General features: G+C 61.0%; 9 protein-coding genes, 2 tRNA genes, 3 rRNA genes and 1 riboswitch. Of the genes, 4 read left to right on the top strand and 10 right to left on the bottom strand.

From position 1 onward, the window contains the following. Window positions 1-10: 10 nt before the first annotated feature. Window positions 11-2,305 (bottom strand): 5-methyltetrahydropteroyltriglutamate--homocysteine S-methyltransferase, encoded by a 2,295-nt coding sequence (gene metE / locus ACN22W_RS32060; protein WP_419688512.1) that lies wholly within the window; start codon window positions 2,303-2,305, stop codon window positions 11-13. A gap of 126 nt (window positions 2,306-2,431) precedes the next feature. Here metE and ACN22W_RS32055 point away from each other — a divergent pair, with 126 nt between their 5' ends. Then, on the top strand, window positions 2,432-3,340 hold the full coding sequence (locus ACN22W_RS32055) for a LysR family transcriptional regulator (RefSeq protein WP_419688510.1): 909 nt from the start codon (window positions 2,432-2,434) through the stop codon (window positions 3,338-3,340). Between the two features lie 22 nt (window positions 3,341-3,362). Here ACN22W_RS32055 and ACN22W_RS32050 read toward each other — a convergent pair whose 3' ends face one another. Together ACN22W_RS32050 and ACN22W_RS32045 are read right to left on the bottom strand one after the other, a co-directional pair. Beyond that, window positions 3,363-4,085, bottom strand: a complete 723-nt coding sequence (locus ACN22W_RS32050; RefSeq protein ID WP_419688508.1) for a CbtA family protein — start codon at window positions 4,083-4,085, stop codon at window positions 3,363-3,365. Between the two features lie 13 nt (window positions 4,086-4,098). Continuing rightward, window positions 4,099-4,308, bottom strand: coding sequence for a CbtB domain-containing protein (locus ACN22W_RS32045; protein ID WP_047902386.1), 210 nt, complete (start codon window positions 4,306-4,308; stop codon window positions 4,099-4,101). Window positions 4,309-4,340: 32 nt separating this feature from the next. Then, window positions 4,341-4,477: riboswitch (cobalamin riboswitch) on the bottom strand. Between the two features lie 53 nt (window positions 4,478-4,530). Here ACN22W_RS32045 and ACN22W_RS32040 point away from each other — a divergent pair. The 3 genes from ACN22W_RS32040 (at window position 4,531) to ACN22W_RS32030 (ending at window position 7,901) form a co-directional block, all read left to right on the top strand. Further along, a complete protein-coding gene (locus ACN22W_RS32040; protein ID WP_419688506.1) occupies window positions 4,531-5,118 on the top strand; it encodes a histidine phosphatase family protein in 588 nt (195 codons plus the stop codon). A 159-nt stretch (window positions 5,119-5,277) separates the two neighbouring features. After that, complete coding sequence (locus ACN22W_RS32035; protein ID WP_412023730.1) at window positions 5,278-6,870, top strand: inorganic phosphate transporter; 1,593 nt, start codon at window positions 5,278-5,280, stop codon at window positions 6,868-6,870. Between the two features lie 287 nt (window positions 6,871-7,157). Further along, window positions 7,158-7,901, top strand: a complete 744-nt coding sequence (locus tag ACN22W_RS32030; protein WP_419688505.1) for a 2OG-Fe(II) oxygenase — start codon at window positions 7,158-7,160, stop codon at window positions 7,899-7,901. Window positions 7,902-8,176: 275 nt separating this feature from the next. On the opposite strand, the gene ACN22W_RS32025 is transcribed toward ACN22W_RS32030, so the two are convergent. The 7 genes from ACN22W_RS32025 to ACN22W_RS31995 form a co-directional block, all read right to left on the bottom strand. After that, a complete protein-coding gene (locus ACN22W_RS32025; RefSeq protein ID WP_419688503.1) occupies window positions 8,177-9,601 on the bottom strand; it encodes a DHA2 family efflux MFS transporter permease subunit in 1,425 nt (474 codons plus the stop codon). Between the two features lie 550 nt (window positions 9,602-10,151). Next, a 5S ribosomal RNA gene (gene rrf / locus ACN22W_RS32020) occupies window positions 10,152-10,264 on the bottom strand. Between the two features lie 182 nt (window positions 10,265-10,446). Then, a 23S ribosomal RNA gene (locus ACN22W_RS32015) occupies window positions 10,447-13,328 on the bottom strand. A 290-nt stretch (window positions 13,329-13,618) separates the two neighbouring features. After that, window positions 13,619-13,694: transfer RNA gene (locus tag ACN22W_RS32010), tRNA-Ala, on the bottom strand. A 41-nt stretch (window positions 13,695-13,735) separates the two neighbouring features. Continuing rightward, window positions 13,736-13,812: transfer RNA gene (locus ACN22W_RS32005), tRNA-Ile, on the bottom strand. A 62-nt stretch (window positions 13,813-13,874) separates the two neighbouring features. Next, window positions 13,875-15,407, bottom strand: a 16S ribosomal RNA gene (locus ACN22W_RS32000). The 16S, 23S and 5S rRNA genes sit together here with 2 tRNA genes alongside, the layout of an rRNA operon. Before the next feature lie 504 nt (window positions 15,408-15,911). After that, window positions 15,912-16,463, bottom strand: a complete 552-nt coding sequence (locus tag ACN22W_RS31995; RefSeq protein WP_129515813.1) for a phosphonate degradation HD-domain oxygenase — start codon at window positions 16,461-16,463, stop codon at window positions 15,912-15,914. Window positions 16,464-16,465: the final 2 nt, after the last annotated feature.

Here is a 16,465-nt window from a genome sequence, read left to right as displayed (position 1 = left end):
CTGCCGCGCGTCAGTGTGCCTGGTTGCGCAGCGTCTTCGCGGCGGCGACCATGTTCGTCAGCGCCGGAATCACTTCCGCCCACTGGCGCGTCTTCAGGCCGCAGTCCGGGTTCACCCACAGACGCTCCGCCGGAATCCGTTCAGCCGCCTTCCGCATCAGGCCGACGATGTGATCCTGCGTCGGGATGTTCGGCGAGTGGATGTCGTACACGCCCGGCCCGATTTCGTTCGGATACTTGAAGGTGTCGAACGCGTCGAGCAGCTCCATGTCCGAGCGCGACGTCTCGATCGTGATCACGTCCGCATCCATGTCGGCGATCGACGCGATGATGTCGTTGAACTCCGAATAGCACATGTGCGTGTGGATCTGCGTATCGTCCTGCACGCCGTTCGCAGTGATGCGGAATGATTCGACCGCCCACTTCAGGTACTCGCCCCATTGCGCGCGGCGCAGCGGCAGCCCTTCGCGCAGTGCCGCCTCGTCGATCTGGATCACGCGCACGCCGGCCTTCTCGAGATCGAGCACTTCGTCGCGGATCGCGAGCGCGAGCTGGTAGCACGACACCGAACGCGGCTGGTCGTCGCGCACGAACGACCAGTTCAGGATCGTCACGGGGCCGGTCAGCATGCCCTTCATCGGCTTGTTCGTCAGCGACTGTGCATACGTGATCCATTCGACCGTCATCGCCTTCGGGCGGCTGATGTCGCCAAACAGGATCGGTGGCTTCACGCAGCGCGAACCGTACGACTGCACCCAGCCGAACTGGCTGAATGCGTAGCCGTCGAGCTGCTCGCCAAAATATTCGACCATGTCGTTACGCTCGGCTTCGCCGTGCACGAGCACGTCGAGTTCGAGCGATTCCTGCTCGCGCACGCTGCGTTCGATCTCCGCGCGCATCGCCGTGCGGTAACCCGCTTCGTCCAGCGTGCCGGCCTTGAACTGGCTGCGCGCCTGGCGGATTTCGACGGTCTGCGGGAACGAGCCGATCGTCGTCGTCGGGAAGGCCGGCAGGCTCAGTCGGGCCGACTGCTTCGGCGCGCGCTGCGCATAGGGGCTCACGCGATTGCCGAGCTGCGCGTCGATACGCGCGATCGCGGCCTTCACGACCGGGTTGTTCACCCGCGGCGAGCGGCGGCGCGAGTCGATCGCGGCGGCATTCGCGGCAAGCGCATCGGCCACTTGGTCGCGGCCTTCGTTCAGCGCGGTCGCGAGCACCTTCAGTTCGTCGAGCTTCTGCAGCGCAAACGCGAGCCACGAACGGATCTCCGCGTCGAGCTTCTCCTCGCTCGCGAGATCGACCGGCACGTGCAGCAGCGAGCACGACGGCGCGAGCCACAGGCGATCGCCGAGCTGCTTCGCGAGCGGTTCGAGCCAGTCGAGCGTCGCGTTCAGGTCCGTCTTCCAGATGTTGCGGCCGTTGATCGCGCCCACCGACAGCACGCGCCCGGCCGGCAGTTCGCGCACCAGCGCGTCGACTTCGTCGCGTGCATTGATCGCGTCGATATGCAGGCCGTCGACCGGCAGCGAGGCCGCGAGCGTCAGGTTGTCCTGAAGCTGCCCGAAGTAGGTGGCGAGCAGCACCTTGATGCGGCGCGTTTCCAGCGTCGCATAGGCGGTGCGGAATGCGTGCCGCCACTCGGCGTCGAGTTCCGTGACGAGAATCGGTTCGTCGATCTGCACCCATTCGACGCCTTGCGCGGTCAGCGTGTCGAGCAGCGCGCCGTACACGGGCAGCAGCTTCGGCAGCAGCGCGAGGCGATCGGAATCGTCCTTCGCCTTGCCGAGCCACAGGTACGTGACGGGACCGAGGATCACCGGCTTCACGGCCACGCCCTGCGCCTGCGCTTCCGCCAGTTGCTGGAGCAGGCGCGACGGGTCGAGCGAGAAGTTCGTGTCCGCGTGGAATTCCGGCACGATGTAGTGATAGTTCGTGTCGAACCACTTCGTCATTTCACCGGCCGAGACACCGCCGCAGCACGCGGCATGCTCTTCGGCCGACTGCGCCGACCGGCCGCGCGCGACGCGGAAATAGTTGTCGAGCACGTCGCCGTGGAAGCCCTGCACGCGCTTCGGCAGGTTGCCGAGCGTGAAGCTCATGTCGAGCACCTGGTCGTAGAACGCGAAGTCGCCGAGCGGCGCCAGGTCCAGATCGCGCTGGTCGTTCCAGTGGCGCTGGCGCAGCTGCGCGCCGAGCGCCTTCAGCTCGTCGCGCGACGATTCGCCTTTCCAGTAGCGTTCGAGACCGAACTTGAGTTCGCGCTTCGCGCCGATGCGCGGGAAACCGAGGTTGTGTGTGGTGACCATGACGCTGCCGTCCAGATGTAGTGAATGTCCGGCAGCCATGATAGGGATTTCAACACATGAAATAAAATGGCATTATTTCATTCATCCATTAAAATTGTTCATGCATCTGTCGGGTGAGCGATAACCATGCTGGAACGATTCCATCTCGTCGTGATTCGTGAAGTCGAGCGCCAGGGCTCGCTGACCGCGGCCGCCAACGCGCTGCACCTCACGCAATCGGCGCTCAGCCATACCGTCCGGAAAATCGAGCAGCAGCTCGGCACGCCGATCTGGGACCGGGAAGGTCGCGGCCTGCGGCTCACGCAGGGCGGGCAATATCTGCTGAAGCTGGCGAACCGGCTGCTGCCGCAGTTCGAGCTCGCCGAGGAGCGGATGAAGCAGTACGCGAAGGGCGAGCGCGGCACGCTGCGCATCGGGATGGAATGCCACCCGTGTTACCAGTGGCTGCTGAAGGTCGTGTCGCCTTATCTGTCGCGCTGGCCCGACGTCGACGTGGACGTGAAGCAGCGCTTCCAGTTCGGCGGCATCGGCGCGCTGTTCGGTTACGACATCGACGTGCTCGTCACGCCCGATCCGCTGAACAAGCCGGGTCTGCACTTCGTTCCCGTATTCGATTACGAGCAGGTGCTGGTGGTCGCTGACTCACACCGGTTCGCGAACGCCGACTACGTGACGCCCGCGCAATTGACGGACGAGATCCTGATCACCTACCCGGTCGAAACCGACCGGCTCGACATCTACAACCAGTTCCTGACGCCGGCCGGCATCGTGCCGAGGCGGCACAAGTCGATCGAGACGACCGACATCATGCTGCAGATGGTGGCGAGCGGGCGCGGCGTGGCCGCGCTGCCGAGATGGCTCGCCGACGAATACGCGGACCGCATGCCGGTCGTGCCGGTCAAGCTCGGCAAGAAGGGCATCGCGAAGCAGATCTTTCTCGGCATCCGCGAGGCGGACGCGGCGATCGACTATCTGGCCGCGTTCGTCGCGCTGGCGCGAGAATCGACGTGGAGCGCGCCGCGCATGATGCGCTAGGCGCGCCCGGTTGCAGGACGTGTCAGGCGGCGCGCATGCCGATGCGTTCGCCGCGCTCGACCCACGCGCCGAACAGCAGGCCGATCGTCGTCCACATGATCACCTGCATGCCGATCGCCGCGACGCGGAACTTCCACAGCACGGCGGCCGGGAAAGCGGCCGGCACCTCGTTGATCGACGGCAGCCCGAACTGCACCGCCGCGATGATCGCGACGAACACGAGCCCGGCGACGATCGACGCGTTCCATTGGCCGAGCTTCGCCAGCAGATGGCGGCGCACGCTGACCGAGAACACCATCGTCGCGATCGAGATCGCGATCATCAGGAAGAACAGGCCCGTGCGATAGCCGATCGTGTCGGGATCGCCGACCGACGGCGGATTGGCCGGGTACTTGAGGTTCGGCACGATCACGAGCGCGATGAACGCCGCCAGTGCGAGCCACGCGGCCAGCGGCCGCGCCGGGAGGCGGCCGCCGCGCCCGTACGCGAACGCGAAGACCAGCGAGAACAGCCCGCCGAATGCCGCACCGTAGGTCACGACACCGGTCAGCAGGCCAAGGCCGGCCTGCGTGTGACGACTGACCAGCTCGGGCTCCGGCGCATCGCCTTTGGCGGTGTCGAGCTTTTCTTCAAAGGAAATCGCCTGATCGACTTGCGGTTCGCCGACGATTTTCGCGAAACCGAACGTGAGGAGGCCCGCGGCGATGCCTGCGAGCATCCCGCGCATGAGCAGCTTTCCGACCATCGTGTTCTCCGCGTCAGTGGCAGGGAAAGCCGAGCAGATGGCGGCCGTCGTGGACGAATTCGTGAACGTACATACCCGGCACGAGCGACGTCGCGCCTTGTTCCGCGCCGACGAAATACAGGGCGAGCAGCAGGATCAGGCCGACGAACACGGCCCACGGCAACAGTTCACGGACGGGGATGGGTGCCGGCACGACGACCGGCTTCAGCACTGCTTCGCTCATGGATGCACCTCAGGGGAATCGCGCCCCGACAAATGTTGGATGGGTACGAAGGCAGGTCTGGCTTCCGGGATCGAGATTCCCCGGTTACAGTGGCGCGACCGCGCCGGAATTGCACCGGCTTCCGCGTTTCGTATCGGGCGGATTGTACGCGCGAAAGTCCGCGTGTTGAAGTGACGGCGTGCGAGCGACCGCACGTTCCGCCCGGCCCCTCCGACAACCGACATGACCCTGCATGCCTCGCTGCGCCTGATCGCACACGCATCGACCCGTGCGATGCGCACCGGCACGTTTCCCGACGACGATCCGCTCGACGCGCGCGGGCTCGCCGACGCCGCCGCATTGCGCGACCGGTGGGCGGGCGTCGCCGGCGCGATCGTGCTGTGCAGCCCCGCCCGCTGCGCGCGACAGACTGCCGATGCGCTCGGGCTGCGCGCCGACATCGATCACGCGCTGCGCGACATCGACTACGGCAACTGGCGCGGCCAGCGGCTGCACGATCTCGGCCGCGACTGTCCTGACGAATTGGGTGCATGGATCGGCGATCCGTCCGCATCGCCGCACGGCGGCGAATCGTTCGACGCAGCCATGCGGCGCGTCGGCACATGGTTGAACGCGCTGCAGCACGACCGCGACATCGTCGCGATCACGCATGCGGCGATCATTCGCGCGGCCGTCGCGCAGGCGCTGCGGATGGATTCCAGGGCCGCGACTCGCGTCGACGTCGCGCCGCTGTCATGCACGACATTCGCCGCATCGCCGCATGGATGGATGTTGATCGCGGATGTCGATCGGCGCGACACTGATGCGTAAGCCCCTGTCGTGCCGAGTTGCGTGCGCCATGTGGCCGAAGATGCGTGCCGGCGCTCGGCTTACATCGCTGTAAGACATGCCGTTCGTCATCCCGACTGTCATCAAACTGACTGCTGGCCGAAGCTAGGATCAGACGCGATTCCCCTACGAGATGCCGTCATGAATCAACCTGCTTCGTCCGCCTCGAACAATCCGGGCTCCGTCGAACGCACCCGGCAAGTCGGTTATGCCGTCTTCGTGCTGGTACTCGCGATCGGCGCCGTCTATATCGCCATGCACCTGATCGACGATCTGTCGTCGGTCCGCGAAGCGTCGCTGTTCCCGTACCTGATGCTCGGCGCCGCGCTGCTGATCGCGCTCGGCTTCGAATTCGTCAACGGGTTCCACGACACCGCGAACGCGGTCGCCACCGTGATCTACACGCACTCGCTGACGCCGAACGTCGCGGTGATCTGGTCCGGCATGTGGAACTTCCTCGGCGTGATGGTCTCGAGCGGCGCCGTCGCGTTCGGCATCCTGCAGTTGCTGCCGGTCGAGCTGATCCTGCAGGTCGGCAGCGGCTCGGGCTTCGCGATGGTGTTCGCGCTGCTGATCGCCGCGATCGTCTGGAACCTCGCGACCTGGTATTTCGGATTGCCGTCGTCGAGCTCGCATACGCTGATCGGGTCGATCATCGGCGTCGGGCTGATGAACCAGCTGATGCACGGGCCGTCCGGCACGAGCGGCGTCGACTGGGGCCAGGCGCTCGGCGTCGGCAAGTCGCTGCTGTTCTCGCCGATCGTCGGCTTCCTGTGCGCGTCGCTGCTGCTGCTCGTGCTGAAGGCCGTCGTGCGGATTCCGGAGCTGTACAAGGAGCCGCCGAAGGATCAGCCGCCGCCGTTCTGGATTCGCTGCCTGCTGATCCTGACCTGCACGGGCGTGTCGTTCGCACACGGTTCGAACGACGGGCAGAAAGGGATGGGCCTCATCATGTTGATCCTGATCGGCACGGTACCGACCGCGTATGCGCTGAACAAGGCCGTTACGCCGGCCGAATCGCAGACCTTCGTTGCGGTCGCGAACCAGGCGGCCGCAACGTTCGGGAAGTACACGAACGGCGTCGCGCCGTCCGCGAACCCGCGCGCCGACGTCGAACACTACGTGCAGCGCCGTGAGCTGACGCCGGCCGTGCTGCCGGCCGTGCAGCAGTTGTCCACGTCGCTCGCGACCGCGGTCGGCGCGTCGGGCTCGATGGCGGCCGTGCCGCAACGCGACGTCGACAACGTGCGAAACACGATGTATCTGGTGTCCGAAGCAATTCGCCTGATCGAGAAATCGGGACAACCCGCGTTCGCCGCCGACGACAAGCTCGCGATCGACAACTATCGCAAGCAGCTCGACCATGCGACCAAGTTCATTCCGACCTGGGTGAAGGTCGCCGTCGCGATCGCACTGGGTCTCGGCACGATGGTCGGCTGGAAGCGGATCGTCGTGACCGTCGGCGAGAAAATCGGCAAGCAGCATCTGACGTACGGACAGGGCGCGTCGGCCGAAGTCGTCGCGATGCTGACGATCGGCGCCGCAGACATGTACGGGCTGCCGGTGTCGACGACACACGTGCTGTCGTCGGGTGTCGCGGGCACGATGGCGGCGAACGGGTCCGGGTTGCAATGGAGCACGGTGCGCAGCCTCGTGCTCGCATGGGTGCTGACGCTGCCGGCGTCGATCGCGCTCGCGGGCGGGCTCTACTGGCTGTTCCGGTCGGTGGTCTGATCGGGGACGCTTTGGGTGGCCGGTGAGCGCCGGCCACCTGTAGTGGAAGGTTCGACTCTCGCTTCTCCGCTCCGACACGTCGCCGCATGCGGCGTGTCCGTGCCGCATCGCACGCCTCTCCCCCTTCCTTTTCCGAATTGGAGCGCAAGATCTGGAGCGCGCCGTCTCACGGACGTCGGTAGACTGGGTTCATCAACTTCCATCGTGGATTCAACCGTGCGCGGAACGCTTCCTAAGCATTCCACGCGACCGCACGGCACCACGTTGCTGACGAACCGAGGTAGCCCGTGAACATTGCCGATCTGCAACCTGCCGTCGAATCGCTGAACATCGCGCAACGTGTCGACGCAATCGACTGGACGACTGTCGATGCGGAACTCGATCGCCATGGATGCGCGCGTGTGCCAGGCCTGATCTCGGCGAGCGAGTGCGATGCGCTCGCATCGCTCTATCCGCGGGATGCGCTCTATCGTTCACGCGTCGTGATGGCGCGGCACGGATTCGGGCGCGGCGAATACAAGTATTTCGCGTACCCGCTGCCAGAGGTCGTCGCCGAGTTGCGCACGACGATCTACCCGCATCTCGCGCCTATCGCGAATCGCTGGAACAACGCGCTCGGGCTCGACGTCCGTTATCCGAACGACCACGCGACCTTCCTCGATCGCTGCCACGCGGCGGGACAAACACGGCCGACGCCGCTGATCCTTCAATACGGTCCCGAAGACTACAACTGCCTCCATCAGGACCTGTATGGCGAGCATGTCTTTCCACTCCAGGTCGCGATCCTGCTGTCGGCGCCGGGCCGCGATTTCACCGGTGGAGAGTTCGTGTTGACGGAACAGCGGCCACGCATGCAGTCGCGCGCGGAAGTGGTGCCGCTGACGCAAGGCGACGCGGTGATCTTCGCCGTGCACGGCCGGCCCGTGCAGGGAACGCGCGGCTTCTACCGCGTCAACCTGCGCCACGGCGTAAGCCGGATCCGCAGCGGCCACCGCCACACGGTCGGCATCATCTTCCACGACGCACAGTGACGGCAACCGGAACGAGCGCAACGCTATCGTGCCATTCGTCTCGCGGATGAATTCGCACAGGAAACACCGCGCGTCCGCTGCACCAATCGCGCGTTATCGTTCGGGGGTGGTGCGACCGGGCATCATCACGCGATCTGCTCACTCGTTCACAGTGGCCGATGACGGAGTTCGCTGCCCGTCAGGCCATCTTGGCCATGACGAACAGACGCTTCAAGTGAGCGACAGGAAACGAAAGCATTCACCTGTCGCGACACAAAGGCGATTGGCGGCCCGGCCTATCCTCGCGCCACATTCGCCCGCAGCCGGTCGCCCGCATCGAAGGCCAGCCGCGCGTAGCCCGGCAACGTCAGCAGTGCAAGCACACCTGCGGCGACGAACGCCCAGCGGAAATCGTCGAGCACGTAGTGCATGCCGGCCGCATCGCCCCGCACCAACGCCGCGAGCCGCAGCGACAACGCGCCGAACGCGATCCCCATCCCGATCGTCATCTGCTGCGCGGCGCTCCACAACGTGCTGGCCGCGCTCGTCTGGTGAGCCGGGATATCGGCATAGGCCAGCGTCGCGAGCGTCGTGAACTGCATCGACCGCGTCAGCCCGTAGACGAACACGACGAACAGCGTGATCGCCAGCGGCGTCGATGCAGTCAGCCAGCCGCACGCGATCGTGAAGATGCCGACGATCGTCACATCGACGAGCGCGACGCGCCGGAAACCGAAGCGATCGAGGATCCACGACGTTCCCGCCTTCATGCCGAGATTGCCGAGCGCGCTCGCGAGCAGCAGCAGGCCGGACTGGAACGGCGACAGCCCGAAACCGATCTGGAACAGCAGCGGCAGCAGGTACGGCACGGCGTTGATCGCCATTCGCGTGATCGAGCCGGTGAACACCGTCACCGAGAACGTCGGCACCTTCAGCGTCGTGAAATCGAGCAGCGGATGCGCGCAACGTCGCGCATGCAACCACGCGGCAACACCGAACAGCACGCTCGCCCCCACCAGGACCGCCGCGCGCGTGAAGTGCACGTCCTGCTGGCCGGCCGCCTCGGTTCCGATCAACAGGCAGGTCAGCGCTCCACCGGCCAGCACGAAGCCGACCCAGTCGAGCGGCCTTTGTTCGTCGGCCCGCGTGTTCCGGACGATCAGCCAGGTACAGGCCAGCGCGGCAATGCCGAACGGGACGTTCAACAGGAAGATCCAGCGCCATGACGCATAGGTCGTGATAAAGCCGCCGATCGGCGGCCCGACGACCGGCGCGACGATGCCCGGCCACGTGATCGTCGCGATCGCGCGCATCAGCTTCGCCTTCTCGGTGCTGCGCACGACGATCATCCGCCCGACCGGCACCATCATCGCCCCGCCGATACCCTGCAGCAGCCGCGCAGCCGTGAACGTCACGACGCTATCGGACAGCCCGCACAGCACCGACGCTCCAGTAAAAACGACGATTGCACTGGCGAACACCGTGCGGGATCCATAGCGGTCCGCGATCCAGCCGCTGATCGGGATGAATACGGCGAGCGCAAGCATGTAGGCCGTCATCCCGAGACTCAGCGCGTTCGGCCCGACGCCGAACGAGCGCGCCATTTGCGGCAGCGCGGTCGCGATCACGGTTGTGTCGAGGTACTCCATGAAGAACGTTGCGGCGACGAGATACGGCAAGAAGTCGGTCGTCCGACCACCTTGGACAGGGCTGTCAGTCATGAACGGTGCAGGAGACGGAATGCTGAAGACACCGACCGCCAGCGCATGCAGACAAACGCCTAGGATCGGGACGAATGGCGATATTACCTCGAAGGGCTTGCTGTCCGCTCTGCCGGGCATGTCGTGGGAATGCACTTTATGCGCATAGATTTCTGTGACGAATTCGCGATGCGTGCGCCCAGTGGCACCCACGATCGGGTTGGCGCGAGGTGTCGATGGATGGGTAAATGAAGCAGAGGTTTTTCGGAAAAACGCGCCATTTATCGGTCATTGCCGATTAACGTCGCTCATCACCATTCATCTCCACATCGTCGTTGGATGCATCGACGTCAGATCGATGCTGGCTGGAGTCGCCTTGATGTGGCGCCAGAGGGAAGCACCTGGGGATTTCAGTGAGCAGAACTGCGGGTCGCACAGGAACGGCGGCTATCTGGATCGATGCCATCGAAGCACCAGCTCCGGCCGCACCGCCCTTCGCCGGCGCGCGTACATTTCCGTCGCCGAAATGCAAAAACCCCCGCCTTTCGGGCGGGGGTTCTTGGCTTAGGGAGCCTGACGATTACCTACTTTCACACGGGAATCCGCACTATCATCGGCGTAGAGTCGTTTCACGGTCCTGTTCGGGATGGGAAGGGGTGGGACCGACTCGCTATGGTCATCAGGCAAAGAGGGTTGTCGCGTTGCTTCGCAGCGCGACCAATCTTGGAAGAAGCAGTAATTTTGGGTTGTGAGCTGTATCTCACACTAACGCGGTTACTCAACCGCTGTACGTCGAGTGCGCTGCACTCGACGCTCGATGTCCGTAAGCGCTAAAGCGCTAACGGGCATCGAGACAGACTTGTTATAGGATCAAGCCTTACGGGCAATTAGTATCAGTTAGCTGAACGCATTACTGCGCTTACACACCTGACCTATCAACGTCCTGGTCTCGAACGACCCTTCAAGGGGATCTAGTCCCCAGGGATATCTCATCTTAAGGCGAGTTTCCCGCTTAGATGCTTTCAGCGGTTATCTCTTCCGAACATAGCTACCCGGCGATGCCACTGGCGTGACAACCGGTACACCAGAGGTTCGTCCACTCCGGTCCTCTCGTACTAGGAGCAGCCCCCTTCAAATATCCAACGCCCACGGCAGATAGGGACCAAACTGTCTCACGACGTTTTAAACCCAGCTCACGTACCTCTTTAAATGGCGAACAGCCATACCCTTGGGACCGGCTACAGCCCCAGGATGAGATGAGCCGACATCGAGGTGCCAAACACCGCCGTCGATATGAACTCTTGGGCGGTATCAGCCTGTTATCCCCAGAGTACCTTTTATCCGTTGAGCGATGGCCCTTCCATACAGAACCACCGGATCACTATGACCTGCTTTCGCACCTGCTCGACTTGTCGGTCTCGCAGTTAAGCACGCTTATGCCATTGCACTATCAGCACGATTTCCGACCGTACCTAGCGTACCTTCGTACTCCTCCGTTACGCTTTGGGAGGAGACCGCCCCAGTCAAACTGCCTACCATGCACTGTCCCCGACCCGGATCACGGGCCAAGGTTAGAACCTCAAACAAACCAGGGTGGTATTTCAAGGACGGCTCCACCGAAACTAGCGTTCCGGTTTCATAGCCTCCCACCTATCCTACACAGATCGGTTCAAAGTCCAATGCAAAGCTACAGTAAAGGTTCATGGGGTCTTTCCGTCTAGCCGCGGGTAGATTGCATCATCACAAACACTTCAACTTCGCTGAGTCTCGGGAGGAGACAGTGTGGCCATCGTTACGCCATTCGTGCAGGTCGGAACTTACCCGACAAGGAATTTCGCTACCTTAGGACCGTTATAGTTACGGCCGCCGTTTACCGGGACTTCAATCAAGAGCTTGCACCCCATCATTTAATCTTCCGGCACCGGGCAGGCGTCACACCCTATACGTCCACTTTCGTGTTTGCAGAGTGCTGTGTTTTTATTAAACAGTCGCAGCCACCAGTTTATTGCAACCCCTTCACCCTTTGCCCGCAGGGGCATCAAGCTACAAGGGCGTACCTTATCCCGAAGTTACGGTACCAATTTGCCGAGTTCCTTCTCCCGAGTTCTCTCAAGCGCCTTAGAATACTCATCTCGCCCACCTGTGTCGGTTTGCGGTACGGTCATCATTAGACTGAAGCTTAGAGGCTTTTCTTGGAACCACTTCCAATTGCTTCGCTCCCTAGGGAGCTCGCGCCACACCCTTGAATTCCGCGCCCGGATTTGCCTAAGCGCCTTCTCCAATGCAGCGACCGGGACTTCCAACACCCGGACAACCTTCCGCGATCCGTCCCCCCATCGCATCTAACAATGGTGCAGGAATATTGACCTGCTTCCCATCAGCTACGCATTTCTGCCTCGCCTTAGGGGCCGACTCACCCTACGCCGATGAACGTTGCGTAGGAAACCTTGGGCTTACGGCGAGGGGGCCTTTCACCCCCTTTATCGCTACTCATGTCAGCATTCGCACTTCCGATACCTCCAGCACGCTTTTCAACGCACCTTCGCAGGCTTACGGAACGCTCTCCTACCATGCGTGCAAAGCACGCATCCGCAGCTTCGGTATATAGCTTAGCCCCGTTACATCTTCCGCGCAGGACGACTCGATCAGTGAGCTATTACGCTTTCTTTAAAGGGTGGCTGCTTCTAAGCCAACCTCCTGACTGTTTTAGCCTTCCCACTTCGTTTCCCACTTAGCTATATTTGGGGACCTTAGCTGGCGGTCTGGGTTGTTTCCCTCTTGACACCGGACGTTAGCACCCGATGTCTGTCTCCCGTGATTGCACTCTTCGGTATTCGGAGTTTGCTATGGCGGGGTAATCTGCAATAGACCCCCCAACCATGACAGTGCTCTACCCCCGAAGGTGAGACACGAGGCACTACCTAAATAGTTTTCGGAGAGAACCAGCTATTTCCAAGTTTGTTTAGCCTTTCACCCCTATCCACAGCTCATCCCCTAACTTTTCAACGTTAGTGGGTTCGGACCTCCAGTACGTGTTACCGCACCTTCATCCTGGCCATGGATAGATCACTTGGTTTCGGGTCTACGCCCAGCAACTGAACGCCCTATTCGGACTCGCTTTCGCTACGCCTGCCCTATACGGTTAAGCTTGCTACTGAACGTAAGTCGCTGACCCATTATACAAAAGGTACGCCGTCACCCCTTGCGAGGCTCCGACTGTTTGTATGCATGCGGTTTCAGGATCTATTTCACTCCCCTCCCGGGGTTCTTTTCGCCTTTCCCTCACGGTACTGGTTCACTATCGGTCGATCACGAGTATTTAGCCTTGGAGGATGGTCCCCCCATCTTCAGACAGGATTTCACGTGTCCCGCCCTACTTGTCGTACACCTAGTTCTTTCATACTGTTTTCGCCTACAGGGCTATCACCTGCTATGGCCGCACTTTCCAGAGCGTTCGGCTAACAATACAAATAAAGAGTACAAGGCTCATCCCATTTCGCTCGCCACTACTTTGGGAATCTCGGTTGATTTCTTTTCCTGCGGTTACTTAGATGTTTCAGTTCACCGCGTTCGCTTCGCATGGCCTATGTATTCAGCCATGGATACTCCAAAAGGAGTGGGTTTCCCCATTCGGACATCTACGGATCAAAGCTCGTTTGCCAGCTCCCCGTAGCTTTTCGCAGGCTACCGCGTCCTTCATCGCCTGTGATCGCCAAGGCATCCACCACATGCACTTGTTCGCTTGACCCTATAACGAGTCTGTCTCTCCGACAGTCGTTACAGGTTGAGTTTTCGCGTTGTGCCGTATTCCAATTGAGTCAAACATAGAGTTCGAATCATCTTGAGATACATCGATACAATCACAACCCGGATAGTTTCCACGTCCATCTCAAGACGCTTCCGCTATCCAAATTACTTACTTCTTCCAGATTGTTAAAGAACGACAGCCGATACGTACTACGTATCACTCTGACTGGCTCAATCGCCAATGCAAAATTCTCGGTTCAGTGTCTGAACCAAGCCCTTAGCGTTGGTGATTGGTGGAGGCAGACGGGATCGAACCGACGACCCCCTGCTTGCAAAGCAGGTGCTCTCCCAGCTGAGCTATGCCCCCATGAGTACAGATTCCTCAGGTACTACCGCCAGACAAGACATTGGTGGGTCTGGTTGGATTCGAACCAACGACCCCCGCCTTATCAAGACGGTGCTCTAACCGACTGAGCTACAGACCCCTGAGTCTGTCTTTAATTTACAGCCGATAAGCGTGAGCGCTCAACTTTGCGAGAAGCTCTAGAAAGGAGGTGATCCAGCCGCACCTTCCGATACGGCTACCTTGTTACGACTTCACCCCAGTCATGAATCCTACCGTGGTGACCGTCCTCCTTGCGGTTAGACTAGCCACTTCTGGTAAAACCCACTCCCATGGTGTGACGGGCGGTGTGTACAAGACCCGGGAACGTATTCACCGCGGCATGCTGATCCGCGATTACTAGCGATTCCAGCTTCATGCACTCGAGTTGCAGAGTGCAATCCGGACTACGATCGGTTTTCTGGGATTAGCTCCCCCTCGCGGGTTGGCAACCCTCTGTTCCGACCATTGTATGACGTGTGAAGCCCTACCCATAAGGGCCATGAGGACTTGACGTCATCCCCACCTTCCTCCGGTTTGTCACCGGCAGTCTCCTTAGAGTGCTCTTGCGTAGCAACTAAGGACAAGGGTTGCGCTCGTTGCGGGACTTAACCCAACATCTCACGACACGAGCTGACGACAGCCATGCAGCACCTGTGTATCGGTTCTCTTTCGAGCACTCCCACCTCTCAGCGGGATTCCGACCATGTCAAGGGTAGGTAAGGTTTTTCGCGTTGCATCGAATTAATCCACATCATCCACCGCTTGTGCGGGTCCCCGTCAATTCCTTTGAGTTTTAATCTTGCGACCGTACTCCCCAGGCGGTCAACTTCACGCGTTAGCTACGTTACTAAGGAAATGAATCCCCAACAACTAGTTGACATCGTTTAGGGCGTGGACTACCAGGGTATCTAATCCTGTTTGCTCCCCACGCTTTCGTGCATGAGCGTCAGTATTGGCCCAGGGGGCTGCCTTCGCCATCGGTATTCCTCCACATCTCTACGCATTTCACTGCTACACGTGGAATTCTACCCCCCTCTGCCATACTCTAGCCTGCCAGTCACCAATGCAGTTCCCAGGTTGAGCCCGGGGATTTCACATCGGTCTTAGCAAACCGCCTGCGCACGCTTTACGCCCAGTAATTCCGATTAACGCTCGCACCCTACGTATTACCGCGGCTGCTGGCACGTAGTTAGCCGGTGCTTATTCTTCCGGTACCGTCATCCCCCGACTGTATTAGAGCCAAGGATTTCTTTCCGGACAAAAGTGCTTTACAACCCGAAGGCCTTCTTCACACACGCGGCATTGCTGGATCAGGCTTTCGCCCATTGTCCAAAATTCCCCACTGCTGCCTCCCGTAGGAGTCTGGGCCGTGTCTCAGTCCCAGTGTGGCTGGTCGTCCTCTCAGACCAGCTACTGATCGTCGCCTTGGTAGGCCTTTACCCCACCAACTAGCTAATCAGCCATCGGCCAACCCTATAGCGCGAGGCCCGAAGGTCCCCCGCTTTCATCCGTAGATCGTATGCGGTATTAATCCGGCTTTCGCCGGGCTATCCCCCACTACAGGACATGTTCCGATGTATTACTCACCCGTTCGCCACTCGCCACCAGGTGCAAGCACCCGTGCTGCCGTTCGACTTGCATGTGTAAGGCATGCCGCCAGCGTTCAATCTGAGCCAGGATCAAACTCTTCAGTTTAAACCTGTTACTGTTTTCGGTTCGGTTAAGAACCGGTCGCTCACTCAAAGCTGACAGGAATATGAATTGCTTCATAAACCTGACTTACTTTAGTGTGAGACTCTTGATACTTTTGCTATCTGATCCGAGGATCAGCTCGCTTCCATCAAGCGCCCACACTTATCGGCTGTTAATTTTTAAAGAGCAATCTGCGAGGAACTTGGTGTTTCTCAGCAGCGCTGCGTTTTCAGCAGCAGAGAAGCGAGATTATGAACCGTGTTTCGCAGCTCGTCAACAACTTTTTACTGCTTCGTTGCGACTGCGGGGTTCAACTTCTTCGGCAGCGCCAGCGTCCGAAACCAGACACTCACACTGCTTCGCTTCCCTCGTCCGCGCCGCGTTTCCGTTAGCGCGAAAGAGGCGTGATTCTATGCACCCCGACCCGTTCGCGCAAGGGGTTTCGCAAAAAATATAAGGCCCCGCACGCTGCCGCGTGCGGGGCCTTATATAGAAGCGGCCGAACCGTCAGGCCGCGCGCACCTGGCGCGCGACGATCTCCATATAGTGATCGAGATCCGGCGTCGCCTTGCCTTCTTCCTTCGCCGTATCGTCCCAGCGGCGCAGACGCAGCGCGTCCTCCGCAAACGGGCGCTGCAGGAACGCCGCCGTTTCCTCTTCGCTGAAGATGCCGCCCTGCAGCGCGAGGCTGCGCACCGAGTCCGGCGACAGGCTCTCGAAGTAGCCGGCGTCCGTGCGGCACAGGCAGCGCTTCGCGTCGACGTGCAGCCGGATCGGTTCCAGCACCGCGTCGGAAAACAGCGGCCGCAGGAACGGCAGCACGTAATACTGATGCAGGTCGTCGATCCCGCGCGCGCTCGGCGTGTCGCCCTGGCGATTCAGCAGATGACCGAGGTCGTGCAGGAACGCCGCCGCGACCAGCGCTTCGCCGGCCCCCGCCTCTTCCGCCAACAATCCGCTCTGCAGCGCATGCTCGAGCTGGGTCACCGGCTCCCCGCTGTAGGCCACATGGCCATGCTCGCGATACAGCCCGTGGATCTCTTCCACCGTCAATGCCATCC

The sequence above is a fragment of the Burkholderia theae genome, assembly GCF_048565265.1.
Taxonomy (GTDB): domain Bacteria; phylum Pseudomonadota; class Gammaproteobacteria; order Burkholderiales; family Burkholderiaceae; genus Burkholderia; species Burkholderia theae.
This window is presented reverse-complemented; position numbering and strand designations above follow the sequence as displayed.

Coding starts and splice junctions, on each gene's coding strand:
- ACN22W_RS32045 (WP_047902386.1), bottom strand. CDS start 4,308: ATGAGCGAAGCAGTGCTGAAGCCGGTCGTCGTGCCGGCACCCATCCCC.
- ACN22W_RS32025 (WP_419688503.1), bottom strand. CDS start 9,601: ATGACTGACAGCCCTGTCCAAGGTGGTCGGACGACCGACTTCTTGCCG.
- ACN22W_RS31995 (WP_129515813.1), bottom strand. CDS start 16,463: ATGGCATTGACGGTGGAAGAGATCCACGGGCTGTATCGCGAGCATGGC.
- metE (WP_419688512.1), bottom strand. CDS start 2,305: ATGGTCACCACACACAACCTCGGTTTCCCGCGCATCGGCGCGAAGCGC.
- ACN22W_RS32040 (WP_419688506.1), top strand. CDS start 4,531: ATGACCCTGCATGCCTCGCTGCGCCTGATCGCACACGCATCGACCCGT.
- ACN22W_RS32055 (WP_419688510.1), top strand. CDS start 2,432: ATGCTGGAACGATTCCATCTCGTCGTGATTCGTGAAGTCGAGCGCCAG.
- ACN22W_RS32050 (WP_419688508.1), bottom strand. CDS start 4,085: ATGGTCGGAAAGCTGCTCATGCGCGGGATGCTCGCAGGCATCGCCGCG.
- ACN22W_RS32035 (WP_412023730.1), top strand. CDS start 5,278: ATGAATCAACCTGCTTCGTCCGCCTCGAACAATCCGGGCTCCGTCGAA.